Genomic DNA, 24242 nt, shown 5'->3' with positions numbered 1-24242 from the left:
GCCTGCGCCCTAGTGCCGCGATGCGGCCTTCTTCAGGGCGTCCAGCAATTCCCTCAGATCTGTCTCCATGCGGGCGAGGCGGTCGGGATCGAACTCGGCGAGTCGAGTCGCGAGTGCGGTGCCGAAGGCGCGGCGCGCGTGCTGCAGCCGGTCACGTCCGGCCGGGGTGAGTTCGACGACGACGGCCCGGGAGTCCTCCGGGTCCTTGCGTCGGGTGGCGAATCCGTCCGTGACGAGTCGCCCGATCAGCGCCGTTGCCGCCGGTTGCGAACATCGATCGATGCGGGCGAATTCACTGACCCGCACGGCGCCGTGTTCGTCGAGCACCGCCAGTGCCCGCATGACGGCTCGCGGCAGATCATCTCCGCTGATCACCCCGGCCAGCCGGGTCAGCCGACCGGCGGTGACGAGTAGATTGACGACGCTGTCCTCTGCGGATGTCACCGATGTCTGCTGCACTGCGATATTATTACATAAACTAACTATCTATTCGGTGCAGCCCTATCCGCTCCCGCCGAGCGTAGTGATAGGGCGGTTGCATGCAGCGTGTGCGACCACCATTCGACTCCGCTCGACGGAACTCCTCGGATTCAAGGCTCACTAGGCGGGCTGGGGCAGCGGTCTGCGCGGCGTACCGAACAACTGAGCGTCACCGTGCGCGCGCTTGAAGAACAGGTGCGCGTCATGCTCCCAGGTGATGGCGATACCGCCGTGCAGCTGCACCATCTCGGCGACGATCGTGCCGAACGCCTCCGAACAGCGCAGGCGGGCCGCCCACACATCCTCGGCGGCCGACGGCATTCGCTCGGCAACGGCGGTGGTCGCCGCGTACGAGGTGGACTTGGCCGATTCCACCAGCACGTACATATCGGCCATGCGGTGCTTGAGCGCCTGGAAGCTGCCGATCGCACGACCGAACTGCACCCGCGACTTGGTGTACTCGACCGTCATCTCCAGGCAGCGCTCGGCCGCGCCCACCTGCTCAGCGGCGATCGCGGCCCAGGCGATCTCGTGCAGCCGCGCGGTGACGGCGGCGGGATCGCCGGTCCCGAGCCGTCGGCCCGGCACGCCGGTGAAGGTGATTTCGGCGAGCTTGCGGGTCGGATCCATGGTCGGCACCGAACGCCGGGCCACGCCATCGGCCGCGGCTTCGACCTCGAACAGACCCGTCGGCGTCACCACTACGAGGGTATCGGCGTGCAGTCCATCGAGAACATAATGGGCTGTGCCGGAGAGTGTTTCGCCATCGGCATGCACTCCCGGCGCATCCCAGCCGTGCGCACCCGCCCAGCACACGGCGATCGTCCGGGTGCCCTCGGCGACCTCCGGCAGCAGCCGCTCGCACGCGTCGACATCGCCGGACAACAGCACCGCCTGCGCACCGAGCACCGCCGAACCGAGCATCGGCACCCCAGCCAGTGTGCGTCCCAATTCGGTGACAACCAGCAGGGATTCGACCAGGCTAGCGCCGAACCCGCCGTATTCCTCCGGAATGGCGAGCGCCGCGACACCGACCTGCTCGCACAACAGCCGCCACAGGTGCTCGTCGTAGCCGAGCTCGGTATCCATTCCCGCACGCACCGAGGCGGACGCCGCGTGCTTGGTCAGCAGCGCGCGCACCGAGGCGATGAACTCCTGATGTTCAGTGGTGGTCATGCGCGCACGGCCTCCTCCCGCAGCGCGTGGGCGATCCGCGAGCGGTGCAGATCCGGTGTGCCCCACGCCGATCGCAGCGCGGTGACTCGGGTCAGCCACAGCGATAGGTCGTATTCGGCGGTGTAGCCGATGGCGCCGTGCACTTGCAGTGCCGCCCGCGCGGCCCGGTAGGCGGCATCGCCACAGGCGACCACGGCCGCCGAGACATCGCGGCTGCGGGTGGATTCACCCATGGTCAGCGCCGCCCGGTAGAGCAGCGGCTCGGCCAGATCCAGCCCGATCAGCACATCGGCCAACTTCTGCTTCACGGCCTGGAATTCACCGATCGGCTTGCCGAACTGCTTGCGCTGCTTGGCATATTCGGTCGCGGCGGCCAACAGCGCCCGCCCCGCGCCGAGCAGCTGCGCCGCATTGGCCAGCGCCCCGGCATCGAAGGCCGCGGCAACGGCTCCGACCACCCGATCGCCCTCGGCCACCACCTCGTCGGCTTCGACGACGAACAGCCGTCGCGCCGGATCGATCGAGCGCACCAGTTCCACCCGGTGCGCGGTGCGCAGCTGCTCACCATCCGCGACCAGCACCACCTCGGCGGTATCGACGTCCAATGCGACCGCACCCTGCGCGGGCGACGCGAATGCCAGCGTGCCGAGCGCCGCGCCGTCGGCGAAGCCGGGCAGCCAGCGCGCGGCCAATTCGGTATCCGGAAGCGCCTGCAGCAGTGCGGGTATCGCGGCCGCCGTCTCGACCAGCGGTCCGGGCGCGGCGGCCCGGCCGATCTCCTGGAATGCGACGACCAGATCGATCGGCTCCGCGCCGATCCCACCGTGGGGCTCCTCGATGGCGAGGCCGAGCGCACCCGCGCCGGCCAGCTGCCGGATGAGTCCGCGGCCGGGTTGGGGATCCCCGGTGGCCCAGGCCCGTACGGCGGCGGATGTCCGTCCGGCGTCGAGCAGCTTGCGCAGGCTGGTGCCGAAGTCGAGTTGTTCCGGGCTGAGCGCGAATCTCATCGGCTGCTCCCTCTCGGTAATCCGAGCAGCCGCTCGGCGATGATATTGCGCTGAATCTCGTTGGTGCCGGCATAGATCGGGCCGGAGAGCGAGAACAGATAGCCATCCGTCCACGGCCCGGACCGTTCGGCCGTCGCGCCGAGCACCTCGAGCGCGGTCTCGTGCATGGCGATATCGAGTTCGGACCAGAACACCTTGGTGATCGACGATTCCGCGCCGAGCTTGCCGCCCTCGTTCAGCCGGGTGACCGTGCCGAAGGTGTGCAGCCGGTAGGCCTCGCTGCCGATCCAGGCGTCCACCACCGCATCGCGCTGGGCGGTATTGGTGCGATCGCCGGTGTCGAGCCACAGGTCGATCAGCCGCCGCGCGGTCGCGCTGAAGCGGCCCGGACTGCGCAGCGACAATCCGCGCTCATTGCTCGATGTGCTCATCGCGACCCGCCACCCGTCGCCGGGCTCGCCGATCACATCGCGATCCGGTACGAAGACGTCGTCGAGGAAGATCTCCGCGAATCCGGGCTCGCCGTCCAACTGCGGAATCGGCCGCACCGAAACGCCATCGGCCGAGAGCGGGAACATCACATAGGTGAGCCCGCGATGCCGTTCGGCCTCCGGATCGCTGCGGAACAGCCCGAATGCCCAGTCCGCGAAGGACGCTCGCGAACTCCAGGTCTTCTGTCCGCTCAGCAGCCAGCCGCCGGTGGTGCGGCGCGCGGTCGAGCGGATACCGGCCAGATCGCTGCCCGCCTCCGGTTCGGACCAGGCCTGCGCCCAGATATCGTCGCCGCGCGCCATCCGCGGCATGATCCGATCCAACTGTTCCGCAGTGCCGTGCTCGAAGAGTGTCGGCGCCAAAAGAAAGATGCCGTTCTGACTGACCCGCCCCGGCGCACCGGCGGCGTAATACTCCTGCTCGAAGAGCACCCACTCCAGCAGCGAGGCATCGCGCCCGCCGTACTCTCGCTGCCAGGAGACGACCGATAGGCGCGCGTCGGCGAGTGTGCGCTCCCATTCGCGATGCGCCTCGAAACCGGCCTTGGTATCCATGGAGGGCAGCGGTTCGGCGGGTTTGTTGGCGGCGAGGAATTCGCGAACTTCCTGTTGGAATTCGCGGGTCGCCTGATCGAGATCCAGATCCACTACGTTGTCCTGTTCTGCTCGGACGTCGACTTGGTGCTCACCGTGGCCGAAGCGGTCGCATTGGCCTTCATCGACTTGGCGTTCATGCCGCCGAGCGAATCCGCGCCGACCTCGGCGTTGTGCGCGTGCGCGAAGTGGTGCAGGCCGAATACCGAATCCATGCCCGCGCGCATGCCCATCAGATCCTCGGCCTGGTTGACCGCCTTCTTGGTCAGCGCCAGCCCGAATCGCGGCATGGTGGCGATCTTCTCGGCCAGCGCGAGGGTTTCGGTTTCGAGTTCGGCGCGCGGCACGACGCGATTGACCATGCCCCACTCCTTGGCCTGCGCCGCATCGAAGCGATCCCCGGTGAACAGGAACTCCTTGGCCGCGCGCGGCCCCATCACCCACGGGTGCGCGAAATACTCCACACCCGGAATGCCCATGCGGACAACGGGGTCGGAGAAGAACGCGTCATCGGCGGCGATGATCAGATCGCAGACCCAGGCCAGCATGAGCCCGCCCGCGATACACGCGCCCTGCACCATGGCGATGGTCGGCTTGGGGATTTCCCGCCAGCGCCGACACATGCCCAGGTACACCTCGAGCTCACGCGCGAAACGCTGATCGCCGCCGGCCTTGTCGACGTGGTCCCACCAGAGTGCCGCCTTGTTCGGGTAGTGCACATGGTGATCGCGGCCCGGGGTGCCGATATCGTGCCCGGCGCTGAAGTGTTTCCCGTTGCCCGCCAGCACGATCACGCCGACCTCGGAATCCTCGACGGCACGCTCGAAGGCGGCGTCGAGGGCGTAGGTCATCACCGAGTTCTGCGCGTTGCGGTAGTCGGGCCGGTTGAGTGTCACGATGGCGACCCGGCCGCGCCGTTCATACGTGACGACGTCCGGCTCGTAGGGGATCCCAGCTTCGTCGGACATTACGATTTCTCCTCACGTAGTTCGCGTTTCAGCACTTTCCCGGCCGCGCTGTAGGGCAGTTGGTCCCGGAATTCGATGAATCGGGGCACCTTGAAATTGGCGAGCACCGTGGTCGCGTGCGCGCGCACCTGCTCCTCGGTGAGCGCCGCGCCCGGCTTGCGCACCACGAATGCCTTGCCCACCTCGCCCATTCGGGTGTCCGGCACCCCGATGACCGCGGATTCGGCCACTCCGTCGAGTCGGGCCAGCGCTTGTTCCACCTCCGCCGGGTACACGTTGAAGCCGCCGGATATGTACATGTCTTTGAGCCGGTCGGTGATCTTCAGATATCCGCGCTCGTCGAGCGTGCCGATATCGCCGGTGTGCAGCCAGCCCTCGGCATCGATGGTTTCGGCGGTGCTCTCCGGATCGTTGAGGTAGCCGAGCATCACATTCGGCCCGCGCAGCAATACCTCGCCCTCCGGGCTCAGCCGCAATTCGAATTCGGCGATCGGGCGGCCACAGGTGCCCGCGATGGTGGCGGCATCGTCATCGGCGCGGCACATGGTGCCGAATCCGGCGGCCTCGGAAAGTCCGTAGCCGGTGATGACGACATCGAAGTCGAGTTCCGAGCGCATCCGCTCGACCAGCACCACCGGCACCGTCGCGGCGCCGGTCACCGCTACGCGCAAGGTGCTCAGGTCGTAGGCTTCGCGGTCCGGGAAGTCGAGAATGGTCTGGTAGATGGTCGGCGGGCCGGGCAGCACCGTGATCTTCTCCGCGCCGACCAGGCGCATGGTCGCGGGCACATCGAAGGTGGCCTGCGGAATGATCGTCGCACCGGTGACCAGGCACGCGAGAATGCCCGCCTTATAACCGAAGTTGTGGAAGAACGGGCTGAGCACCAGATAGCGATCGGAGCCGGTCAAGGTCGTGCACTCGGCCCAGGCCCGCACCACCGACAGCGCCTGCCGATGCGCGACCAGCGTGCCCTTGCTGCGCCCGGTGGTGCCGGAGGTGAACAGGATGTCGGAAATATCCTCGGGGTCGACGGCTTCGGCGCGCCGCACGGCTTCGGCCAGTGGAACCGATTCGGCGATACCGGCGAGCTGTGACCAGTTGAGGGCGGCGGAGTCGGTGGTCTCGGTGCCCGGCTCCACGGGAATGACCACCACCGTGTCGATGCGTAATTCCGGTGCGGCGGAGCGCAATTCGGCGAGCCGGTCGCGACCGAGGAAGGTTCCGGCGATGAACAGCGCCTTGGCCTCGACCCGCTCCAGCACATCGGCGGCCTCATCGGCGACATAGCGGGTATTGAGTGGCACCAGAGCCGTGCCCGCGTAGTGCGCGCCCAGTGCGGCGATCACCCAGTGATAAGTGTTCGGCGCCCACATCGCGACCCGGTCACCCGACTGCACTCCGCGCGCGATCAGCGCACGCGCCACCTCCTGTACCGCCGCCAGCAGTTGCGTCCAGTCGAGCCGGACCGCGCCGTCGCCGAGGGCGGGCGCGGCGCCGAAGGTGCGCGCGGCGTGGTGCAGGGCCACGGGTGTCGTTTGTGCAGGGGTTGTCACGGTTGTCCTCACCGTCGGCGGGGTCTTTTGCTGCCTTTGCTCGATCAAAGTGGTCAGGCTCTAACAAAGCAAGTGCTTGGTAGGTTATCCTACCGGCGTGGGTGCGATCCAGACATCAGATTCCGACACCGAAGGGCAGGGGGGTGGGAACAACGCTGCCGCATCGGACGCGCAGTTTTCCGCAGAAGTGCGCGAATGGTTGGCCGAGAACCTCAACGGCGAGTTCCGCGAATTGCGCGGCCTCGGCGGGCCCGGCCGCGAGCATGAGGCCTTCGAGGAACGCCTCGCCTGGGACCGGCACCTGGCCGCGTCCGGGTGGACCTGCCTCGGCTGGCCCAAGGAGTGGGGCGGGCGCGAGGCCTCGCTGCGCCAGCAGGTGATATTCCACGAGGAATACGCCAAAGCGAATGCGCCAGCCCGGGTCTCCCACCTCGGTGAGGAACTGCTCGGTCCGACCGTGCTGGCCTTCGGAACCCAGGCGCAGAAGCAACGCTTCCTGCCCGGGATTCGGAATGTGACCGAGCTGTGGTGCCAGGGCTACTCCGAACCCGGCGCCGGCTCGGACCTCGCGGCCATCACCACCAGCGCCCATCTCGACGGCGACGAATGGTCGATCAACGGCCAGAAGATCTGGACCTCGCTGGCCCACGTGGCCGACTGGTGCTTCGTGGTCGCGCGCACCGAAAAGGGTTCGACCCGGCACAAGGGCCTGTCCTACCTGCTGGTTCCCATGCATCAGCCGGGCATCGAGGTCCGCCCGATCATCCAGCTGACCGGCACCTCGGAGTTCAACGAGGTCTTCTTCGACAACGCCCGCACCGCCGCGGACCTGGTCGTCGGCGAGCCCGGTGACGGCTGGCGCATCGCCATGGGCACGCTGACCTTCGAACGCGGCATCTCCACCCTCGGCCAGCAGATCCGATTCGCCCGCGAACTCGCCGATATCGAGGCGCTGGCCGGCCGCACCGGCGCAGCCGACGACCCGCTCATCGCCGACCGGATCGATAAGGCGTGGGTCGGCCTGCGGGTGCTGCGCGCCCACGCGCTGCGCACCATGCGCGATACGACCGCCGACGACGGCGGACAGGCCTCGGTCTCGAAGCTGCTGTGGGCCAACTGGCATCGTGACCTCGGCGAACTCGCCATGGCCGTGCTCGGCCCCGCCGGACTGGTGGCCGAGGAAAACGATCTCAACGAATGGCAGCGGCTTTACCTGTTCACCCGCGCCGACACGATCTACGGAGGTTCGAACGAAGTGCAGCGCAATATCATCGCCGAGCGGGTGCTCGGCCTGCCGCGGGAGGCCCGCGCATGAGTGGGCCGCTTTCCGTTGCGCCCCAGCCCATCCCGGGCCATGGTCTGCTGACCGGCCGCAACGCCGTGATCACCGCCGCGGCGGGCACCGGCATCGGCTCGGCCACCGCACGCAGGCTGCTCGCCGAGGGCGCGGATGTCGTCGTATCCGACTGGCACGAGCGGCGGCTGGCCGAAACCGAGGTCGAACTGAAGGCCGAATTCCCGGACCGCCGGGTCGCATCGATCGCCTGCGACGTGCAGAGCACCGAACAGGTCAACGAGCTGATCCGCGGCGCAGCAACGGCATTGGGCCGCATCGACATCATGGTCAACAATGCCGGACTCGGCGGCGAGACCCCCGTCGTCGATATGACCGACGAGCAGTGGGACCGCGTCCTCGACATCACCCTCAACGGCACCTTCCGCTGCACCCGGGCCGCCCTCGGCTATTTCCGCGACGCGGGCCACGGCGGTGTGATCGTCAATAACGCCAGCGTGCTCGGCTGGCGCGCGCAGTACGGTCAGGCCCACTACGCCGCGGCCAAGGCGGGCGTGATGGCACTTACTCGCTGCAGCGCCATCGAGGCCGCCGAACTCGGCGTCCGGATCAACGCGGTCGCCCCGAGCATCGCCAGGCACGCCTTCCTGGACAAGGTCAGCTCGACCGAACTGCTCGACCGCCTCTCCGAGGGCGAAGCCTTCGGCCGCGCCGCCGAGCCCTGGGAAGTGGCCGCGACCATCGCGATGCTCGCGAGCGACTACACGACTTACCTGACCGGCGAAGTGGTTTCGATCAGCAGTCAGCGCGCCTGATTTCGCTGTCGTGGTTGTCCCGCAGTAAGCAGTGCGCGCCCTGTCGGCGCCGCACCGAGCGAGTTTTCAGCCGCGAGACACCGGGCGTCCGCGAACACGCAGCGTCGCGGGCGCTGCCGATGTCACAGCGCACGAGTGCGATCGCCTTTCGACTTCAGTGCCAGTGCGGTCAGGTGGGCTTCTTATCAGGTCAAAAAGGCCGGGACGCGGCGCATCCAGGTGTGCCATGCTGAGGGTGGTCGGATCCCGCACTTCCCTAAGGGGCGATGGCTATGGGCCCGGATCGCCCACCTGCCCGCGAACAACTGGAACTCGAATTGGTGCGCGAAGTCGTGCTCGCCAGGCGACGGCTGGACAGCCTGGTACTCGCGGCCCTCACCCTCGGCGCCGAGCTCATGGAGCACACCTCCGAATGTGCGACCGCGACCCGCGCCGCCCAAATTCTCGAACAGTATGCCGTCGACGAGACCGAGGTCGCTCGCGATCCGCGCGGCGCATTGCGCGCCGATATGGCGCGAGATCATGAGCGCGCCTGTCGAATCGGACTCAATGCCGGATCCGGCGCGGCATTGGAACGGGACCGCCGACGGCAGCGGCAGACGGCATTGTTGTGTGAAGTGCGAGCCGATCTGCTCGACGTTGTTCGCAAATGCCGCAAGTTCCGCTTCGACCGCGTGGCCTTTGCCGACGAGATCGCCCAGGGCCTGTGCGCCGCCACCGACAAGCTGGTCGTCGGCGCGGATATGGATACCTACCGCGCCTGGCAGCGCGGCATGATCCTCAAACTCATCGAGGAACCGGTCGCATTCGGTCCGCCACGGGTGATGGCCACCGTCGACGCGGGCCCCGATCGCGGCCCGCTGACCGTCGAATGGGACAGCTGTGAACGCCGACTCGCACTGGTCGCGCGGATGGCGCGGGCGGGCATATCCCCGGTGGTCATCTGCGACCGACTGCTGGCGGATCTATCAGTGTCTTCGCCCCTGCGCTATTCCATGCGCTGATGCGTCCCGGTCGACTGATTTCGTTAGTACATGGGTAACTCGCCGGGGACGGGCCAACTGAACTCCGCTAACACCGGCGGTCGCCAACGCCGATGTCGCGGCACCCGAGTCCGCGCCTGAGGATTCGGGGAGGCGGGACAGCCCAGCCTAGCCCAAGCAAATGCTTGGTTGTATTATGGCCCGTGTGACCGCATCAGACGCCTCGAAATCAGCACGGCGCAATGAACTGCTCGCGCTCGCGGCCCAACTGTTCGCCGAGCGTGGACTGCGTGCGACGACCGTGCGCGATATCGCCGATGCGGCCGGAATTCTATCGGGGAGCCTCTATCACCACTTCGATTCCAAGGAGTCGATGGTCGACGAGATCCTGCGCGGCTTCCTCGACGATCTGTTCGGGCGGTACCGGGAGATCGTGGCCTCGGGGCTCAGCTCGCGAGATACCTTGGAAGCCTTGGTGATCGCGTCCTACGAATCCTTCGACCGCTCGCATGCGGCGGTGGCGATCTATCAGGCCGAGGCCAAGCGCCTGCGCGATTCGGAGCGGTTCACCTATATCGCGGACTACAACCGCGAATTCCGCGAGCTGTGGCACCGGGTGTTGATCAATGGCGTCAAGGACGGCAGCTTCCGGCCCGAACTCGATGTCGAGCTGGCCTACCGATTCCTGCGGGACACCGTGTGGGTGGCGGTGCGGTGGTACGAGCCCGGCGGCTCGATCACCGTCGAGAACCTGGCCAAGCAGTACCTGACCATCGTGCTCGACGGCCTGACCGTGCCCGAGCACATCAAGTAGGAGTTCTACATGTCAGCACCATCCGCTCGCCGCCCCTACGCCCCGCTGCGGGATGCCTATGTGATCGACGCGGTGCGCACCCCGGTCGGCAAGCGCAATGGCGCGCTGGCCGCGGTGCATCCGGCCGATCTCGGCGCGGCCGCGCTGCGCGGTCTGCTGGACCGCAACCCGATCGATCCGGCGGTGGTCGACGATGTGATCGTCGGCTGTGTCGACAATATCGGTCCGCAGGCGGGCAATATCGGCCGCACCATGTGGCTGACCGCCGGTTATCCGGAGGAAGTCCCCGGCGTCACCGTCGACCGGCAGTGCGGATCCTCCCAGCAGGCCATCAATTTCGGCGCGCAGGCCATTATGAGCGGCACCGCCGAGGTGGTCGTCGCGGGCGGTGTGCAGAACATGAGCGCCATCCCGATCTCGGCGGCTATGTTGGCGGGCAAGGAATATGGTTTCGACTCGCCGTTCGTCGGCGCGCAGGGCTGGGACCATCGCTATGGCACCGGCGAGGTTTCGCAGTTCAACGGCGCGCAGATGATCGCCGACAAGTGGAATATCAGCCGAGAAGAGATGGAGCGCTGGGCATTGCGCAGTCACGAGCGCGCCCGCGATGCCATCAAGAACGGCCGTTTCGATCGTGAGATCGTGCCGGTCGGCGAGTTCTGGATCGATCAGTGTCCGCGTGAGACCACCCTCGAGAAGATGGCGTCGCTGCCGGTGCTCGCCGAGGGCGGCACGCTGACCGCCGCGGTCGCCAGCCAGATCTCCGACGGCGCGAGCGCGACCCTGCTCGCCTCCGAATGGGCCCTCGAGGCTTACGGATTGCAGCCACGCGCCCGCATCCACCACGTGAGCGCACGCGGCGCCGACCCGATCATGATGCTCACCGGCCCCATCCCGGCCACCAAGTGGGCGCTGGAGAAGACCGGTCTGACCATCGACGATATCGATGTCATCGAGATCAACGAGGCCTTCGCCCCGGTCGTGCTCGCCTGGCTGCGCGAGACCGGCGCGGATCCGGAGAAGGTGAACGTCAACGGCGGCGCGATCGCCCTCGGCCACCCGCTCGGCGCCACCGGCGCAAAGCTTTTCGCCACCCTGCTCAACGAACTCGAGCGCGTCAACGGCCGCTACGGCCTGCTCACCATCTGCGAAGGCGGCGGCACCGCCAACGCCACCATCATCGAACGTCTCAGCTAAAGCCCTTCGTCAACTTCAGCTGAGTAACCAAAGGCCGCCCCCTGGAAGTGATTCCAGGGAGCGGCCTTTCGGCGTCCCCGCCCTACGCGAGAATCGCAAGAAGCTGCCCCGGCCCATCGGAAACCCGGAGGCAGCTTTCCCATCTTCGCTCCGATGTTCACCGCAGGGCGCGGATCCCAACTGAGCACCTTCGATACCGTGAGAGCCGCAACATACGCGCCGCCGCTCACCGCTGTCCGGCCTCTCGCAGACGGTCTGCGAAGGCCCCGTCTTCCGCCAGGAACAATTCCGCGACGGCCATGGATCAGGCATGTGAAAGGCCGCCCCGGCCAGGAGGACTCGGGGCGGCCTTCGCTAGTAGGAAGGGCGTCTTCGATCAGGACGCGTTAGGGGTTGTGATCTGCGGTGAGTGCGGCGATGGTGTCGATGCGCGTGACGGCGTCGGTGACGATGCGGTCGATGAGTTCTTTGCATGTGGGCAGGTCATCGATGATGCCGGTGACCTGGCCGGCGGCGAGCACACCCGCTTGGGTATTGCCCTCGACCAGGCCGGCGCGCAGGAGCATCGGGGTGTTGGCGGCCATGATGACCTGAGACCAGGTGAGGTCCTTGGCCTTTCGCATGGCCAGGCCGTCGCGGACCATCGTCGACCACTTCATGCCGGTCATGCCCTTGAACTTCGCGGCATTCGAGACCGCGGCGGTGAGGCCGCGCCAACGTCCCGAATGCTCCAGGCGATCGACGAGTTCGGTGTTCAGCACGCGATGCGGCATACCGTCGACCTTCAGCGAAACCACAGTGTCCTGCAGTTGTCGCTTCAGGTACTCCTGCTTGACGGTCTCGGGGACGGTGCTCTCCTTGGTGAGCAGGAACCGGGTACCCATCGCGACACCCGCCGCGCCGTAGGCCAATGCGGCCGCCAAGCCACGACCGTCGAAGAATCCGCCCGCCGCCACGACCGGAATATCGACCGCGTCCAGCACCGACGGCAGCAGCAGCGTGGTGGCCACCGGACCGGTATGCCCACCGCCCTCGCCACCCTGCACGATCACCGCATCGGCCCCCCAGGAGGCGACCTTCACCGCGTGCTTGGCCGCACCGATCGATGGAATCACCACCACACCGGCATCTTTCAGCTTGGCGATGAGCTCCTGCTTGGGCGCCAACGCGAACGACGCGACCGCGACCTTCTCCCGGATCAGCAGATCGATCCGTTCGGGTGCGTCGGTGGCATCCGCGCGGATATTCACGCCGAACGGTTTCTTGGTGTGCGCCTTGGTCTTCGCGATCGCGGCTTCCAATTCGGCGAAGGTCATGGTGGCCGAGGCCAGAATCCCCAGCCCGCCCGCCTCCGCGGTGGCCGAGACCAGGCTCGGCCCGGCCACCCAGCCCATACCGGTCTGCACGATCGGATGTTCGATGCTGACCAACTCGGTCAGCCGCGTCCGCAGAACGCTCATGACGGCACCTCCGATTCCCGAACCTTCTTGGGATCGAGCACATCCCGGATCAACCGCAGCTCTTCCGCGGTCGGCTGCCGGGTCTCGCCCGCCTCGGCCAGTCCCGCGATCTCGAAGGAGGTGTTCTCGGCGACCTCGGCGGCGGTGACGCCCGGATGCAGGCTGCGCGCCCGCATGGTGTGGCCGGGTCCTTCGAAATCGAAGACGCCCAGGTTGGTGACGACCCGGTGCAGATGATGGAACCGATAGGCCGGATCGGCCGGATCGACCTTGTCGTAACCGACGCCGGAGACGATATCGACCTGATCCACGAACACCCGCCGGGTATGCCGCGAAACCCAGTAGCTGGTCGGATGATTGATGGTGTTGCCCGGTGCGCCGCGCACACCGAACATCTGCCTGGTCGGCTGTTGCAACGGTCCGAATGCCGACAGGTTCTGATTGCCGAACCGATCGATCTGGTTGGCGCCCATCACCACATGGCGACGGCCGGAGGCCACCACATCGAAGACCTTGCGGAATGGAATCCACCCCTCGGTCGGGGCCTTACCGCCCAGCGGGGGAGTGTCGGCGAAGAACAGCGCTTCGCCATCGGAGAGCAGCAGATCCGGTTCGGTGGTCAATTTGGCCAGCCGCGCGCCGATGATCGACATCGGCGACATCGGCGAGGCCATGATTTCCCCCGCGCCGCTGAAGATCTCGGCGCAGGCGACCGCGCAGATCTCGGCCCTGGTGACGGTTTCAGTATTCACTTGGATGCCTCCTGTGCGAATTCGCGAACGGCAGCCTGGTACTCGTCCTCGGAGACCGCCAGATACTTGTCGACGAACTGCTGCCAGGCCTGCGGCGTCTTGGCCGACTCCACGTAATGCTTCTGGAACTTCTCGTCCCGGCGGTAGCTGTCCGCGGCCAGGGTGAAGTGCGCGCCGCCCGGCGCCTCGACCACACCGTCGACCAGCATCCGGTTGAGCAGCAATGACTGCAGCGGAACGGCTTTCACCAGTTCCTCGGTCTCCACCACCCGCTCAACCGACACATAGCGACGCTCGGCGGCCAGGCAGTACAGGTCGTCGAAGTACGGATCGACACCGGTGTAAGCGGCATTGCCGTGCTTATCGCCGATATTCAGATGCACAAGCGCCGCATCGAGATTCAGCGCGGGCATCGCGATCAGCGTTTCGGTGCGGCCGTCGGCATCCGGGTACGGCGATGCGACGGTTCGCAGTTCGCCATCCCAGAAATTGACGACATCGGATCCGAGCCCGGCGCGGATCGGCAGGAACGGCAGCCGCGCGGCCGCCGCCTCCAGTCCGCACTTCAACATGCCCTCGTCCATCTCCCGCGCCACCAGCGCGCCGGAGGTGCGGGCCTTGGCGAACCACGGATCGTAGAACGGCGGCGAATCCAGGGATACGAAGCCGTAGTACGCCTTGCGCACCTTGCCCGCCGAGCACAGCAGGCCGAGATCGGGCCCGCCATAACTGACCACGGTCAGATCCGTGATGTCCGAGCGCAGGATGGCCCGCACCAGCGCCATCGGCTTGCGCCGCGAGCCCCAGCCGCCGATGCCGATGGTCATACCGCTGCGCAGTTCGCCGACGACCTCGTCGAGCGACATTCGCTTGTCCCGCATCAGTTTTCCTTGCTCTCTTCCTTGCGCGCGGCCAGATCGTCGTCGAACCGCGCGCGGATCTCATCCGCCACCCCGGCCAGATTCAGTTCGAAGGTGAAGCCCTGCTCGTAGCGGTAGCTGCGGTGCACGTCCTGCACATCGATGCCATTGAGCGCCCGCTTGGCCGCCCGGATCACCCGTCCGTCCTTGGCCGCGATGTTCTTGGCGAGCTCCAGTGCGGCGGCATCGAGTTCGGCGCGCGGCACCACCTGGTACACCGAGCCGTAGTGCTGCAGCTGCTGTGCGGTGATGGTGCTCGCGGTGTAGAACAGCGCGCGCATCAGATGCTGCGGGACCAGGCGGGACAGATGGGTGGCCGCGCCGAGCGCGCCGCGGTCGACCTCGGGCAGGCCGAAGGTTGCGTCATCCGAGGCGATCACCACATCGGCATTGCCGACCAGGCCGATGCCGCCGCCGAGGCAGAAGCCCTGCACCGCCGCGATCACCGGAACCGGGCAGTCGTAGACGGCCGCGAAGGCCTCGAAGCAGCCGTGATTCGCATCGATCAGCGCCTGATGGCCCGGGGTGCGCTGCATTTCCTTGATATCGACACCGGCGTTGAAGCCGCGGTTCTCGGCGCGCAGCACCACGACCTTGGTCTCCGGATCGCGCCCGGCCGCGCGGATCTCATCCGCCAGTGTGAACCAGCCGTCGGACGGTATGGCGTTGACCGGCGGGTAGTCGACCGTGACCACGGTGATGCCGGTTGATTCGGAGTGACGGTTGATCCCCATCGCGTATCCATTCGTGGTTGGCAAAGCAAGCAGTTGCTTGGTAGGTTAGCACGGTGACACTCGAAATCGATCTCACCGGCAGCGTCGTTCTGGTCACCGGTGGTGTGCGCGGGGTGGGTGCGGGCGTCAGCAGGGCCTTCCTCGCCGCGGGTGCCACCGTCGTTGCCTGCGCGCGGCGTCCCGGTGACGCGCTTGTGTGCCACGACGGGCGCGAGATCGAATACCTGCCCTGCGACGTGCGTGACGCCGATGCCGTGCAGGGGCTGGTCGACACGATCGTCGCGCGCCACGGCCGCCTGGATCACCTGGTCAATAACGCGGGCGGCGCACCGTTCGCCCTCGCCGCGACCGCGAGCAAGAACTTCCACAGCAAGATCGTCGAACTGAATCTGCTTGCGCCCCTGCTGGTTTCACAGGCCGCCAATGCGGTGATGCAGCAGCAGCCGGGTGGCGGCTCGATCGTGATGGTGTCCAGCGTCAGCGGTCACCGCCCCTCGCCGGGCACCGCCGCCTACGGCGCGGCCAAGGCGGGCATCGACAGCCTGACCTCCTCGCTCGCGGTCGAATGGGCCCCGAAGGTCCGGGTGAATTCGCTGGTCGTCGGCCCGGTCGAGACCGAACAGAGTCAGCTGCACTACGGCGATCAAGACGGCATCGACGCGGTCGGCGCGACCATTCCGCTCGGCCGGATGGCCCGGCCCGACGATATCGGCGGCTGCGCCGCATTCCTGGCCTCGCCGCTGGCCGGCTTCGTCAGCGGCGCGACGCTGCTGGTGCACGGCGGTGGCGAGCGTCCGGCATTCCTCGCCGCCTCGAATGCCGAGCAGCCGGCTCAGGCCTGAACAACCGAACCCGAAAACGAAGAGGACACAACAGGTTATGGACACCGAGCAGATCTGCGCGGGGCGCGTCGTCATTGTCACCGGTGCGGGCCGCGGCATCGGCCGGGCGCACGCACTCGCCTTCGCCGCCGCCGGAGCGCGCGTGGTGGTCAACGATCTGGGCTCCGCCCTGGACGGTGCGGCGACCAGCGAGACGCCTGCCGAACAGGTCGTCGCCGAAATCAAGGCGCTCGGCGGCGAGGCCGTGGCCAATGGCGACGACATCGCGGACTGGGACGGTGCGCGCAACCTGATCCGCCAGGCCGTCGACACCTTCGGCGGTCTGGACGTGCTGGTCAACAATGCCGGATTCGTGCGCGACCGGATGCTGGTGAATCTCGGCGAGGACGAGTGGGACGCGGTGATCCGGGTGCACCTCAAGGGCCATTTCGCGACCATGCGGCACGCCATCGAATACTGGCGCGGCGAGTCCAAAGCCGGTCGTCCGGTCGATGCCCGCATCATCAACACCAGCTCCGGCGCGGGCCTGCAGGGCAGCGTCGGCCAGGGCAACTATGGCGCTGCCAAGGCGGGCATCGCGGGCCTGACCCTCACCGCAGCGGCCGAATTCGCACGCTACGGCGTCACCGTCAATGCCATCGCCCCCGCCGCCCGCACCCGGATGACCGAGACCGTCTTCGCCGAAACCATGGCCGCCCCCGAGGACGGCTTCGACGCCATGGCCCCGGAAAACATCTCGCCGATCGTCGTCTGGCTCGGCAGCCCGCAATCCGCCGCTGTCACGGGCCGCATGTTCGAGGTCGAGGGCGGCAAGGTCGCACTGGCCGATGGCTGGCGGCACGGCACCGCCGTGGATCGCGGCGCTCGCTGGAACCCCGCCGAACTCGGTCCGGTGGTCGCCGACCTGATCGCCAAGTCCACCCCGCCGGAGCCCGTGTACGGCGCCTGAGCGCTCCGCTGTTCGGATCAACGGTGGCTGCGTCCAGTGGCCCCGTTGGGACGCCGGATCTCGCGGCATCCGTTTGAATGGCTCGCCGTGCGACAAGCGTTGCAGAGTATGGAGATTGGCACGCTCGTGCCGTTCCGAGTGGCGGGTCGTGAGCGATAACTTCGACGACATGCTCTCGGTGCTCGACCGGATCCGGACGGATGGCCGGTCGGGCGCGGCATCTGCTGTGCGCGGCCCGACCGACTGCGCGGATTTGGGCTGAGGTTTACTATGGGCTCCCGTCCGTTGAAGTCCCGGAATTTGTGTGTTGCGACCGGGCAAGAGATCTGCGCTATATCGAATGAGGGAAGGCTGGCGCATGGCCGTTGGTCGCACGTCACGTGTGATTGCAGTACTTGCGACCGTGGCCGGCTTCGCACTCCTCGGGGCAGTGTCGGCCGAGGCTCAGCCCGGCGGGACGTGTCCGCAGTGTGCGGGCCCCAATAACCCCACGCCGGACGCGATCGGCGACGTGTGGATGCCGCTGACGATTCCAGGCCAGTCGAATGTCGGCTCACCGGTCGATCCGACCGATGCCGCCGCGGGTGTGAACTCGGCCGCCGGTCCCGGTTCGGCAGCGGCGGGTTCGGCCGCCGCCGGCTCCGCGGCCGCCGGCGCGACGGGTCTGCTCGGTGTACTCCTCGGCGGCGGGTCGGTCGGTGTCGGAACCATCATCGGCACCGGGTCCGCGGGCGTAGGCGCGATCATCGGCACCGGTTCGGCCGGTGTCGCAACCATTCTCGGTACGGGTTCCGCAGCGGTCGGCTCCGCGGCCGCGGGTACGGGTTCGGCGGTGCTCGGCACGGGTTCCGCCGCGCTCGGCACCGGTTCTGCCGCAGTCGGTTCCGCCGCCGTCGGCACGGGATCCGCACTGGGCGTTACGGGGTCGGCCGCAGTCGGCTCGGCCGGTGTCGGCTCCGCCGGGGTTGGTTCCGCGGGTGTCGGCACCCTCGGCCTTGGCTCGGCCGGCGCCGGTTCGGTCGGAACCGGCTCCGCCGCTGTAGGTTCCGCGGCCGTCGGCTCGGCCGCGGTCGGCTCGGCCTCCCCGCTGCTGTTGCTGCTGATCCCGCTGCCGACGCCGCCCGCACCGGCGGTGCCGTCCGTTCCGATCATCGTCCCGCCCGCACCGGCGGCGCCGCAGATCGCACCGATCCCGGTAGTCGCGCCGCCCGCACCCGCGCCGGAGCAGGCACCGCCGCCACCACCCCCCGCGCCTCCGGCCGCGCCGCCCGCGGCCCCGGCCAAGCCGAATCCGGATGTCCGGCCGACCAGCGCCGACGACGGTCTGCCCACGCCCAATGTGCTCGGCGTGGTCGGCGGACTGATCGCGCTCGCGTTGGCCGGAACCGCTTCCGGCGCCGTGAGTTTCCAGAGTGCGTCGGCCGCACAGGCCCGCATCGACGCCGCGCGTGCCGAGTTCTTCGGACCGAGGACGTAAGGGGCGTTCGATGACTGAGAGCAGGACCCAGAGCGGACTGCGGGCCTACCGACGGGTCGCGGCGGCGGTCGACGCGGTATGCGCCGTCGCCGCGGATTCCGATGCGACCACCCTGGAGGAGGTCGTCGCCTCCATCGCCAGCGAGCGGCGCCGCGAGATCGAAATCGCCAGTGCGGAACTGGGTCCCGGCGTCTGCGGCCAGCGCAGGTTCTATCCGGACCGCGACGTGATCGTGCTGGCGACCGCACTGCCGAGCCGCGACCATACGCTCGCGCACGAATTGGGCCACATCGTCTTCGACCACGAGGGCGCGCCCGCGCCCGAGGTGACGCTGGAGGCCAGTGACGATCTGATCGCCTACATGCTCAGTCAGCGGGCGCATCAGCAGATCGTCGACGACGGCGCGGACGAACTCGCCGAATGGGAGGCCGAGACCTTCGCCGCCATGTTGATGACCCGACTGCGCGTATTCAACAGCCGAGGCGCCGGCGTCTCGGTCCTTCGATTCGATGAGGCGCTGGGATGACCCTCTGGTTGACGGCCATGCTGGTCTGGGTTGCCGCCGGCGCCCGGGTGGGGCGCGTGCTGGTGAAGCCGGCGACGACCGCGCGGGTGGCGATCGTCATCGCGGTCGCCGCGGTCGCACTCGCGGCCACCGTCGCGGTTCCCGAGATCGCGCTGGCGATCGACCATCTGCTGCCGCGCGGCCTGCATTCGGGCACGCTCGCCGACGGCGTCGTGGCATCGGCCTGGATTCTCTTCGCGACCGCGACCTCGGTGGTCGCCTCGGCGGCGTGGCCGGTCGTCTCGCGTCGCAATCTGCGTCAGATCGCGTTCGTGATCTATGGCATCGGCTCGGTCGCGGTGGCGGTAAACCTCTTCTGGTCCACCACTTTCGGCTGGATAGTGGTCGCGTTCGGCTGCGTTTTCATCGTCATCACCGGTGTGCGCAACCTGGACTGGACCGCGCTCGGTCGCGGTATCGCGATGTACACCACCGGAACCGCGCTCGTCGCGGTGCTCGCCGTACTGCAGATCCGCCGGGCCTTCATCGACGCACCGGTCGCGAAACCGGGCCAACCGGATTGGGCCTGGCCCGCCTGGGAGGCCGCCGGCCTGCTCATCGCCTTCGGCGCGGTGTGGATCGTGGTGGAACTGTGGGTGCGCGCGCGAATATTGTTGCGGCAGACCAAGGTTCTGCACCGGATCATGGTCGGGCGGTTCCCGGAGGTGGTCGCGCACGAACAGACGGGCACCTCCACTCAGCTCAAGGCCTCTGATCAGGTCGCGCAGATCATGGACGCGTTGTACCTGCAATCCGGCGGTGGCGTCGAGCTGGTCGCCGCCGGTCCGCCACCGCCGCTGGTGTCCGCGCGGGCCGACCGGGTCGCGCAGTGGGCGCGAAACCCGTTGGGCGAGGTGGTGGTCGACGCGAGGTGGATTGCTCCGCCGGAGGGTATTAGTCCCCGCGGCTGGGTCCAGGCAATCGCGCGCGCCTACGAAGCGACCGCCTCGGCGCCCGGCCGGAATTGATCGGGTGACACCAAAACCGATCGGCTCGAAGCATTCTGAAGGACTCGCTCCGGGTATTCAATAAGCTTGACATAGCAAGGAATCCGGCACCGCTTCCGCCGTGCCGGATTCCTTGTGTCTACAGACGTATCCGCGCAACTGATTTCATCAGTACCGGGTCTATCTAGGGCGCGCTTTTATCGCAACCCTGTACCCACCACCAAGCCCATAACTTTAGGGGCGCAGAGCGTGCGCCTTGGTCCTGGCGGGGTGATACCCATGACGCAGTACGGTGCGACCCTGTGGGTCGCACCGTACTGCGCTGTGGGAGAACCTATTCGGTGCCATCCGGAGGAATTTCGGGCAGACCTTCACTTGCCCGCAATTTCTCCGCCATGGAGGTGAGGAGGTTCTGTGATTCTTCGGACAGATCGAACGCCCTACTCGACAGCCGTCGCAGCCCATAGCCCTGCAGCTGGGACAGCAACTCCAGATCGTGATCGATCTTGGCGGCATAGATGTCGTTGAAGAAGTAGTCCGGCTTGACCTTGAAGAACTTGGCCAGTGCAGCCACCGTTTCGTCCGACGGGTTGGTCCGCTGTCCCGACCGCAACTGCGAGAGGTACGGTTTCGAGATCGGATGCCCGGAGGCCGTAAGCGCAGCCGCAACCTCCGCGTTGGTGTGCGGCTTGCGCCCCGGGGGATGCACGGTTTCGAACAGCTTGTTCAGCCGCGCCGCGAAATCAGCCATTGTGAGCCGCCCAATTCCCTTCGCTGTACTAACAGTCGTTATCTCGGATACGTATCATTGATATTAGCGGCTCAGTAACTGAAAACCTACGCCTGATTCGGGATTTCCTTGAAGCTTCTAGGTGCCGCTCCGGGGAAGGCACTGCGACGGTTGCGTTTGCGGGTCACGCCAACGGCTCTTGGGAATACGTGGTGTGAACAGGTTCTGGCCCGTCGCGGGGGCGCTCCCCGTCAGGTCAATGATAACCGAAAGATAGCTGACGGGTCATCGAGTGCTCTGTGCTGGTGTTTGTGTGGCGTACGACACGTTTTGGGCTGATTGGGATGAACGTTCAACCAACGGCGCGGAATTAGTTGAAACTCCTACAACCTCTCGATGATGGTACCTGTCGCCAATGCGCCACCTGCGCACATGAGCACCATCGCGGTACTGCCGCCGGATCGCTCCAGTTCGTGCAAAGCCGTTGTGATGAGCCGAGATCCGGTTGAACCCACCGGATGTCCGAGTGCAATCGCACCGCCGTTTACATTTACCCGGTCCATGTCTGGTTTGTGTACAGAGGCCCACGAAAGTGCAACTGCCGCAAAGGCCTCATTGATCTCGAAAAGGTCGATGTCGCCGATATTCATTCCGGAACGTTCGAGCAGTCGGGTGCAGGCCTGTACCGGGCCGTCGAGATGGAACTCGGGCTCCGCACCGACCAGCACCTGGGTGACGATCCGGGCGCGCGGGCGCAAACCCGCTCGCTGCGCGGCCTTTTCGTCCATCAGCAGTACCGCGGCCGCGCCGTCGGAGATCTGCGATGAGGTGCCCGCGGTGTGGATTCCGCCCTCGAGCACCGGCTTCAGCTTCGCCAGACCTTCGAGCGTGGTTTCGCGCAGGCCCTGATCCCTCGTCACGTCCAGCTTCTCGCCGGTGAGGTTGCCTGCCTTGTCGACGGCGGGCGCCGTCACGCGCAGCACCTCGCGATCGAAGCGTCCCTCGGCCCAGGCCTGGGCGGCCAGGCGCTGCGAACGGACGCCCAGTTCATCGATGTCTTCGCGAGTTATGCCGCGCCGCTTGGCAATACGCTCGGCCGCCTCGAACTGGTTCGGCAGATCGATATTCCAGGATGCCGGCCGACGCGGGCCGGCGTGCTCGCCGACGTTGGCGCCCAAGGGAACTCGGCTCATCGCCTCCACGCCGCAGGCCATGCCGATATCGATGGCCCCGGTCGCGATCAGTCCGGCGATGAGGTGGTTGGCCTGCTGTGCCGATCCGCACTGGGCGTCGACGGTGGTGGCGCCGACCTGCCACGGCAGTCCGGCGTGCAGCCAGGCGACCCGGGTGACGTTATTGGACTGCTCACCGGCCTGGGTGACGCAGCCGCCGATGACCTGCTCCACCATGGCCGGATCCAGGTGCGCCTTTTCGAGCAGTCCGCGCTGGGCCAGGCCGAGCAGTTCGGCGGCGTGCAGGCCGGCGAGCCAGCCGCCGCGCTTGCCGATGGGGGTGCGAGCGGCCTCGACGATGACGGGTGTGCCCATGTCCAACCTTTCTTCTGGGACAGAAAAATGAAACGTGTGTTCATGCCTGTGGCAGGTGAATCTGTCCTGTTCTTCCCTCATTATGCAGCTTATGCTTGAATGATTGTAGAACGTGTTTCAGTTTGTCGAAGGAGACATCTGGTGGTAGACCCGCGCAACGCCCGGCCGAATCTGCCGGATGGGTTCGATGTCACGGACCCGGACATTTATGCCGAGCGTGTTCCGGTGGAGGAGTTCGCCGAGCTGCGCCGTACCGCACCGATCTGGTGGAATCCACAGCCGGCCGAGATCGGTGGCTTCCATGACGACGGCTTCTGGGTGGTGAGCAAGCATGCGGACGTCAAGGAGGTGTCGCGCCGCAGCGAAGTGTTCTCCACCTTCGAGAACACCGCGATCCCGCGCTTCAATGACGACATCACCCGTGAGCAGATCGAACTGCAGCGTTTCGTCCTGTTGAACATGGACGCGCCCCAGCACACCAAGCTGCGCAAGATAATCTCCCGTGGTTTCACCCCGCGCGTGATCAACGGCCTGCGCGCCGAACTGAAGGCCAGGGCCGAATCCATCGTGAAGGAGGCGGTGGAAAACGGATCCGGCGACTTCGTCACCCAGGTCGCCTCGGAACTGCCGCTGCAGGCCATCGCCGAGCTGATCGGCATCCCACAGGAAGACCGCAGGAAGGTCTTCACCTGGTCCAATGACATGACCGGATACGACGATCCGGAGAACGAGGCCGATCCGGTCGCCGCCTCCGCCGAGGTGCTCGGCTACGCCTACCAAATGGCCGCGGCGCGCAAGGAATGTCCGGCCGACGACATCGTGACCAAGCTGATCGAGGCGGATGTCGACGGCGATGAGCTGACGCCGGAGGAGTTCGGCTTCTTCGTGATCATGCTGGCCGTGGCGGGCAACGAGACCACCCGCAATGCGATCACCCACGGCATGGCGGCCTTCCTCGAGCATCCGGATCAGTGGGAGCTGTTCAAGAAGGAGCGCCCGGCCACCGCCGCCGACGAGATCATCCGGTGGGCGACCCCGGTCACCTCGTTCCAGCGCACCGCGCTCGAGGACACCGAACTCGGTGGCGTGCAGATCAAGAAGGGTCAACGGGTGGTCATGCTCTACCGTTCGGCCAACTTCGACGAGGATGTCTTCGAGAACCCGGGCCAGTTCGACATCACCCGAAAGGACAACCAGCACCTGTCCTTCGGCGGCACCGGCGCGCACTTCTGCATCGGCGCGAATCTGGCGCGGATGGAGGTCGACCTGATCTTCAACGCCATCGCCGACGTCATGCCCGATATCACCAAGCTCGGTGATCCGAAGCGGCTGCGCTCGGGTTGGCTCAACGGTGTCAAGGAGTTCCCGGTCGACTACCAGGGCTCGGGCTGCCCGGTCGCGCACTGAGCCGCCGCGGACCCAGGCTTGTGTCGGCGGCCTGGGTCCCGACACGAAAGGGCCCTCGTATCGGCAGTCCCCTTGCCGGTACGAGGGCCCCTTTGTGCTGCCCCGAGGGGTGAGGCAGCGCGCTCAGGTAATGGGCTCGGCCGTCGCCATGGCGCGGTCCACCTCCCAAAATGCCCGCAGAGCAGCGATTTTGCCCGTTTCGTCAACCTTGTAGGTGAATACGCCCTCGGCATCGATCTGGTGACCGCCCATCTTGGTGCGGATCAGGCCGGTGAAGGCGATCTCGTTACCGCAGGCGAAGGAGTCCTCGAAGCGGAATTCGATCGAATCGGTCTTCGCGATCGCCATATCCCAGAATGCGGCGATGGCCTCCTTACCGCGATGGCCCTTACCCTCCGGGTCGAAACCCGAAGGGCCGATGGGATCTTCGACGATGCCGTCGGTCGCGAACAGGTCGACCCACGCCTGCTTATCCCGTGCTCGCACCGCGGCCTGCGATGCGAGCCCGGCGGCCCGTGCTGGATGTTCGGCAGTACTCAT

24 protein-coding genes are annotated in these 24242 nt (G+C 66.8%); 11 read left to right on the top strand and 13 right to left on the bottom strand.

Annotation, left to right across the window (positions count from 1 at the left end; translation table 11 throughout):
* Positions 1–9: 9 nt before the first annotated feature.
* The 6 genes from ACHQ4I_RS05780 to ACHQ4I_RS05755 all read right to left on the bottom strand — a co-directional run bounded on the left by ACHQ4I_RS05780 (position 10) and on the right by ACHQ4I_RS05755 (position 6269).
* Positions 10–459: a MarR family winged helix-turn-helix transcriptional regulator gene (locus ACHQ4I_RS05780; RefSeq protein ID WP_420770610.1), complete on the bottom strand. Its 450-nt coding sequence runs from the start codon at positions 457–459 to the stop codon at positions 10–12.
* Positions 460–600: 141 nt separating this feature from the next.
* Positions 601–1656 (bottom strand): acyl-CoA dehydrogenase family protein, encoded by a 1056-nt coding sequence (locus ACHQ4I_RS05775; protein ID WP_420770609.1) that lies wholly within the window; start codon positions 1654–1656, stop codon positions 601–603.
* The gene (locus ACHQ4I_RS05770) at positions 1653–2663 is read right to left on the bottom strand and encodes an acyl-CoA dehydrogenase family protein (RefSeq protein ID WP_420770608.1); all 1011 of its coding nucleotides are present in this window, start codon (positions 2661–2663) and stop codon (positions 1653–1655) included. The genes ACHQ4I_RS05775 and ACHQ4I_RS05770 overlap by 4 nt, the downstream gene beginning before the upstream one ends.
* Positions 2660–3802, bottom strand: coding sequence for an acyl-CoA dehydrogenase family protein (locus ACHQ4I_RS05765; RefSeq protein ID WP_420770607.1), 1143 nt, complete (start codon positions 3800–3802; stop codon positions 2660–2662). Before ACHQ4I_RS05765 ends, ACHQ4I_RS05770 begins: the two co-directional genes overlap by 4 nt.
* Positions 3802–4716, bottom strand: coding sequence for an enoyl-CoA hydratase (locus ACHQ4I_RS05760; protein WP_420770606.1), 915 nt, complete (start codon positions 4714–4716; stop codon positions 3802–3804). The genes ACHQ4I_RS05765 and ACHQ4I_RS05760 overlap by 1 nt, the downstream gene beginning before the upstream one ends.
* Positions 4716–6269: a FadD3 family acyl-CoA ligase gene (locus tag ACHQ4I_RS05755; RefSeq protein ID WP_420770605.1), complete on the bottom strand. Its 1554-nt coding sequence runs from the start codon at positions 6267–6269 to the stop codon at positions 4716–4718. The genes ACHQ4I_RS05760 and ACHQ4I_RS05755 overlap by 1 nt, the downstream gene beginning before the upstream one ends.
* Positions 6270–6375: 106 nt before the next feature.
* Between ACHQ4I_RS05755 and ACHQ4I_RS05750 the strand changes: the two genes are divergently transcribed.
* From ACHQ4I_RS05750 to ACHQ4I_RS05730, 5 genes are all read left to right on the top strand, one after another.
* Positions 6376–7584, top strand: a complete 1209-nt coding sequence (locus ACHQ4I_RS05750) for an acyl-CoA dehydrogenase family protein (RefSeq protein WP_420770828.1) — start codon at positions 6376–6378, stop codon at positions 7582–7584.
* Positions 7581–8378, top strand: a complete 798-nt coding sequence (locus ACHQ4I_RS05745; RefSeq protein ID WP_420770604.1) for an SDR family oxidoreductase — start codon at positions 7581–7583, stop codon at positions 8376–8378. The genes ACHQ4I_RS05750 and ACHQ4I_RS05745 overlap by 4 nt, the downstream gene beginning before the upstream one ends.
* Before the next feature lie 272 nt (positions 8379–8650).
* On the top strand, positions 8651–9382 hold the full coding sequence (locus ACHQ4I_RS05740; protein WP_420770603.1) for a hypothetical protein: 732 nt from the start codon (positions 8651–8653) through the stop codon (positions 9380–9382).
* A gap of 175 nt (positions 9383–9557) precedes the next feature.
* On the top strand, positions 9558–10175 hold the full coding sequence (locus tag ACHQ4I_RS05735) for a TetR/AcrR family transcriptional regulator (protein WP_420770602.1): 618 nt from the start codon (positions 9558–9560) through the stop codon (positions 10173–10175).
* 9 nt (positions 10176–10184) lie between these two features.
* Positions 10185–11372 (top strand): acetyl-CoA C-acetyltransferase, encoded by a 1188-nt coding sequence (locus tag ACHQ4I_RS05730; RefSeq protein WP_420770601.1) that lies wholly within the window; start codon positions 10185–10187, stop codon positions 11370–11372.
* Between the two features lie 386 nt (positions 11373–11758).
* On the opposite strand, the gene ACHQ4I_RS05725 is transcribed toward ACHQ4I_RS05730, so the two are convergent.
* Genes ACHQ4I_RS05725 through ACHQ4I_RS05710 form a run of 4 tightly spaced genes read right to left on the bottom strand, consistent with a single transcriptional unit; the run spans position 11759 to position 15238 of the window.
* Positions 11759–12832 (bottom strand): NAD(P)H-dependent flavin oxidoreductase, encoded by a 1074-nt coding sequence (locus ACHQ4I_RS05725; protein WP_420770600.1) that lies wholly within the window; start codon positions 12830–12832, stop codon positions 11759–11761.
* Entirely contained in the window at positions 12829–13590 is a 762-nt protein-coding gene (locus ACHQ4I_RS05720) for a CoA-transferase subunit beta (protein ID WP_420770827.1), read from the bottom strand. Before ACHQ4I_RS05720 ends, ACHQ4I_RS05725 begins: the two co-directional genes overlap by 4 nt.
* The gene (ipdA, locus tag ACHQ4I_RS05715; protein ID WP_420770599.1) at positions 13581–14465 is read right to left on the bottom strand and encodes a cholesterol ring-cleaving hydrolase subunit IpdA; all 885 of its coding nucleotides are present in this window, start codon (positions 14463–14465) and stop codon (positions 13581–13583) included. The genes ACHQ4I_RS05720 and ipdA overlap by 10 nt, the downstream gene beginning before the upstream one ends.
* Positions 14465–15238 (bottom strand): enoyl-CoA hydratase family protein, encoded by a 774-nt coding sequence (locus tag ACHQ4I_RS05710; RefSeq protein WP_420770598.1) that lies wholly within the window; start codon positions 15236–15238, stop codon positions 14465–14467. Before ACHQ4I_RS05710 ends, ipdA begins: the two co-directional genes overlap by 1 nt.
* A gap of 53 nt (positions 15239–15291) precedes the next feature.
* Between ACHQ4I_RS05710 and ACHQ4I_RS05705 the strand changes: the two genes are divergently transcribed.
* The 5 genes from ACHQ4I_RS05705 (at position 15292) to ACHQ4I_RS05685 (ending at position 20039) form a co-directional block, all read left to right on the top strand.
* Positions 15292–16080, top strand: a complete 789-nt coding sequence (locus ACHQ4I_RS05705; protein ID WP_420770597.1) for an SDR family oxidoreductase — start codon at positions 15292–15294, stop codon at positions 16078–16080.
* Between the two features lie 37 nt (positions 16081–16117).
* On the top strand, positions 16118–17029 hold the full coding sequence (locus tag ACHQ4I_RS05700) for an SDR family oxidoreductase (RefSeq protein WP_420770596.1): 912 nt from the start codon (positions 16118–16120) through the stop codon (positions 17027–17029).
* A 403-nt stretch (positions 17030–17432) separates the two neighbouring features.
* Positions 17433–18506, top strand: coding sequence for a hypothetical protein (locus ACHQ4I_RS05695; protein ID WP_420770595.1), 1074 nt, complete (start codon positions 17433–17435; stop codon positions 18504–18506).
* Between the two features lie 10 nt (positions 18507–18516).
* The gene (locus tag ACHQ4I_RS05690) at positions 18517–19032 is read left to right on the top strand and encodes an ImmA/IrrE family metallo-endopeptidase (protein ID WP_387286469.1); all 516 of its coding nucleotides are present in this window, start codon (positions 18517–18519) and stop codon (positions 19030–19032) included.
* Positions 19029–20039 carry a hypothetical protein gene (locus ACHQ4I_RS05685; RefSeq protein WP_420770594.1) on the top strand — a complete coding sequence of 337 codons (1011 nt, stop codon included), beginning with the start codon at positions 19029–19031 and terminating at the stop codon, positions 20037–20039. Before ACHQ4I_RS05690 ends, ACHQ4I_RS05685 begins: the two co-directional genes overlap by 4 nt.
* A gap of 313 nt (positions 20040–20352) precedes the next feature.
* Here ACHQ4I_RS05685 and ACHQ4I_RS05680 read toward each other — a convergent pair whose 3' ends face one another.
* Together ACHQ4I_RS05680 and ACHQ4I_RS05675 are read right to left on the bottom strand one after the other, a co-directional pair.
* Complete coding sequence (locus ACHQ4I_RS05680) at positions 20353–20769, bottom strand: helix-turn-helix domain-containing protein (protein WP_011207048.1); 417 nt, start codon at positions 20767–20769, stop codon at positions 20353–20355.
* Between the two features lie 362 nt (positions 20770–21131).
* Positions 21132–22295 (bottom strand): steroid 3-ketoacyl-CoA thiolase, encoded by a 1164-nt coding sequence (locus ACHQ4I_RS05675; RefSeq protein WP_420770593.1) that lies wholly within the window; start codon positions 22293–22295, stop codon positions 21132–21134.
* Between the two features lie 99 nt (positions 22296–22394).
* Here ACHQ4I_RS05675 and ACHQ4I_RS05670 point away from each other — a divergent pair, with 99 nt between their 5' ends.
* On the top strand, positions 22395–23702 hold the full coding sequence (locus ACHQ4I_RS05670; RefSeq protein WP_420770592.1) for a cytochrome P450: 1308 nt from the start codon (positions 22395–22397) through the stop codon (positions 23700–23702).
* A gap of 123 nt (positions 23703–23825) precedes the next feature.
* Here ACHQ4I_RS05670 and ACHQ4I_RS05665 read toward each other — a convergent pair whose 3' ends face one another.
* The gene (locus tag ACHQ4I_RS05665; RefSeq protein WP_420770591.1) at positions 23826–24242 is read right to left on the bottom strand and encodes a nuclear transport factor 2 family protein; all 417 of its coding nucleotides are present in this window, start codon (positions 24240–24242) and stop codon (positions 23826–23828) included.

The sequence above is a fragment of the Nocardia nepalensis genome (assembly GCF_048910785.1).
GTDB lineage: Bacteria > Actinomycetota > Actinomycetes > Mycobacteriales > Mycobacteriaceae > Nocardia > Nocardia nepalensis.
The sequence above is the reverse complement of the archived record's forward strand: the minus strand, read 5'-3'. Positions and strand labels throughout refer to the sequence as shown.

What these genes read in the sequence shown, in the direction of transcription:
- ACHQ4I_RS05775 (WP_420770609.1), bottom strand. Translation starts at nt 1,656, where the DNA reads ATGACCACCACTGAACATCAGGAGTTCATCGCCTCGGTGCGCGCGCTG.
- ACHQ4I_RS05770 (WP_420770608.1), bottom strand. Translation starts at nt 2,663, where the DNA reads ATGAGATTCGCGCTCAGCCCGGAACAACTCGACTTCGGCACCAGCCTG.
- ACHQ4I_RS05760 (WP_420770606.1), bottom strand. Translation starts at nt 4,716, where the DNA reads ATGTCCGACGAAGCTGGGATCCCCTACGAGCCGGACGTCGTCACGTAT.
- ACHQ4I_RS05745 (WP_420770604.1), top strand. Translation starts at nt 7,581, where the DNA reads ATGAGTGGGCCGCTTTCCGTTGCGCCCCAGCCCATCCCGGGCCATGGT.
- ACHQ4I_RS05740 (WP_420770603.1), top strand. Translation starts at nt 8,651, where the DNA reads ATGGGCCCGGATCGCCCACCTGCCCGCGAACAACTGGAACTCGAATTG.
- ACHQ4I_RS05735 (WP_420770602.1), top strand. Translation starts at nt 9,558, where the DNA reads ATGGCCCGTGTGACCGCATCAGACGCCTCGAAATCAGCACGGCGCAAT.
- ACHQ4I_RS05730 (WP_420770601.1), top strand. Translation starts at nt 10,185, where the DNA reads ATGTCAGCACCATCCGCTCGCCGCCCCTACGCCCCGCTGCGGGATGCC.
- ACHQ4I_RS05725 (WP_420770600.1), bottom strand. Translation starts at nt 12,832, where the DNA reads ATGAGCGTTCTGCGGACGCGGCTGACCGAGTTGGTCAGCATCGAACAT.
- ipdA (WP_420770599.1), bottom strand. Translation starts at nt 14,465, where the DNA reads ATGCGGGACAAGCGAATGTCGCTCGACGAGGTCGTCGGCGAACTGCGC.
- ACHQ4I_RS05710 (WP_420770598.1), bottom strand. Translation starts at nt 15,238, where the DNA reads ATGGGGATCAACCGTCACTCCGAATCAACCGGCATCACCGTGGTCACG.
- ACHQ4I_RS05700 (WP_420770596.1), top strand. Translation starts at nt 16,118, where the DNA reads ATGGACACCGAGCAGATCTGCGCGGGGCGCGTCGTCATTGTCACCGGT.
- ACHQ4I_RS05690 (WP_387286469.1), top strand. Translation starts at nt 18,517, where the DNA reads ATGACTGAGAGCAGGACCCAGAGCGGACTGCGGGCCTACCGACGGGTC.
- ACHQ4I_RS05685 (WP_420770594.1), top strand. Translation starts at nt 19,029, where the DNA reads ATGACCCTCTGGTTGACGGCCATGCTGGTCTGGGTTGCCGCCGGCGCC.
- ACHQ4I_RS05680 (WP_011207048.1), bottom strand. Translation starts at nt 20,769, where the DNA reads ATGGCTGATTTCGCGGCGCGGCTGAACAAGCTGTTCGAAACCGTGCAT.
- ACHQ4I_RS05675 (WP_420770593.1), bottom strand. Translation starts at nt 22,295, where the DNA reads ATGGGCACACCCGTCATCGTCGAGGCCGCTCGCACCCCCATCGGCAAG.
- ACHQ4I_RS05670 (WP_420770592.1), top strand. Translation starts at nt 22,395, where the DNA reads ATGATTGTAGAACGTGTTTCAGTTTGTCGAAGGAGACATCTGGTGGTA.
- ACHQ4I_RS05665 (WP_420770591.1), bottom strand. Translation starts at nt 24,242, where the DNA reads ATGAGTACTGCCGAACATCCAGCACGGGCCGCCGGGCTCGCATCGCAG.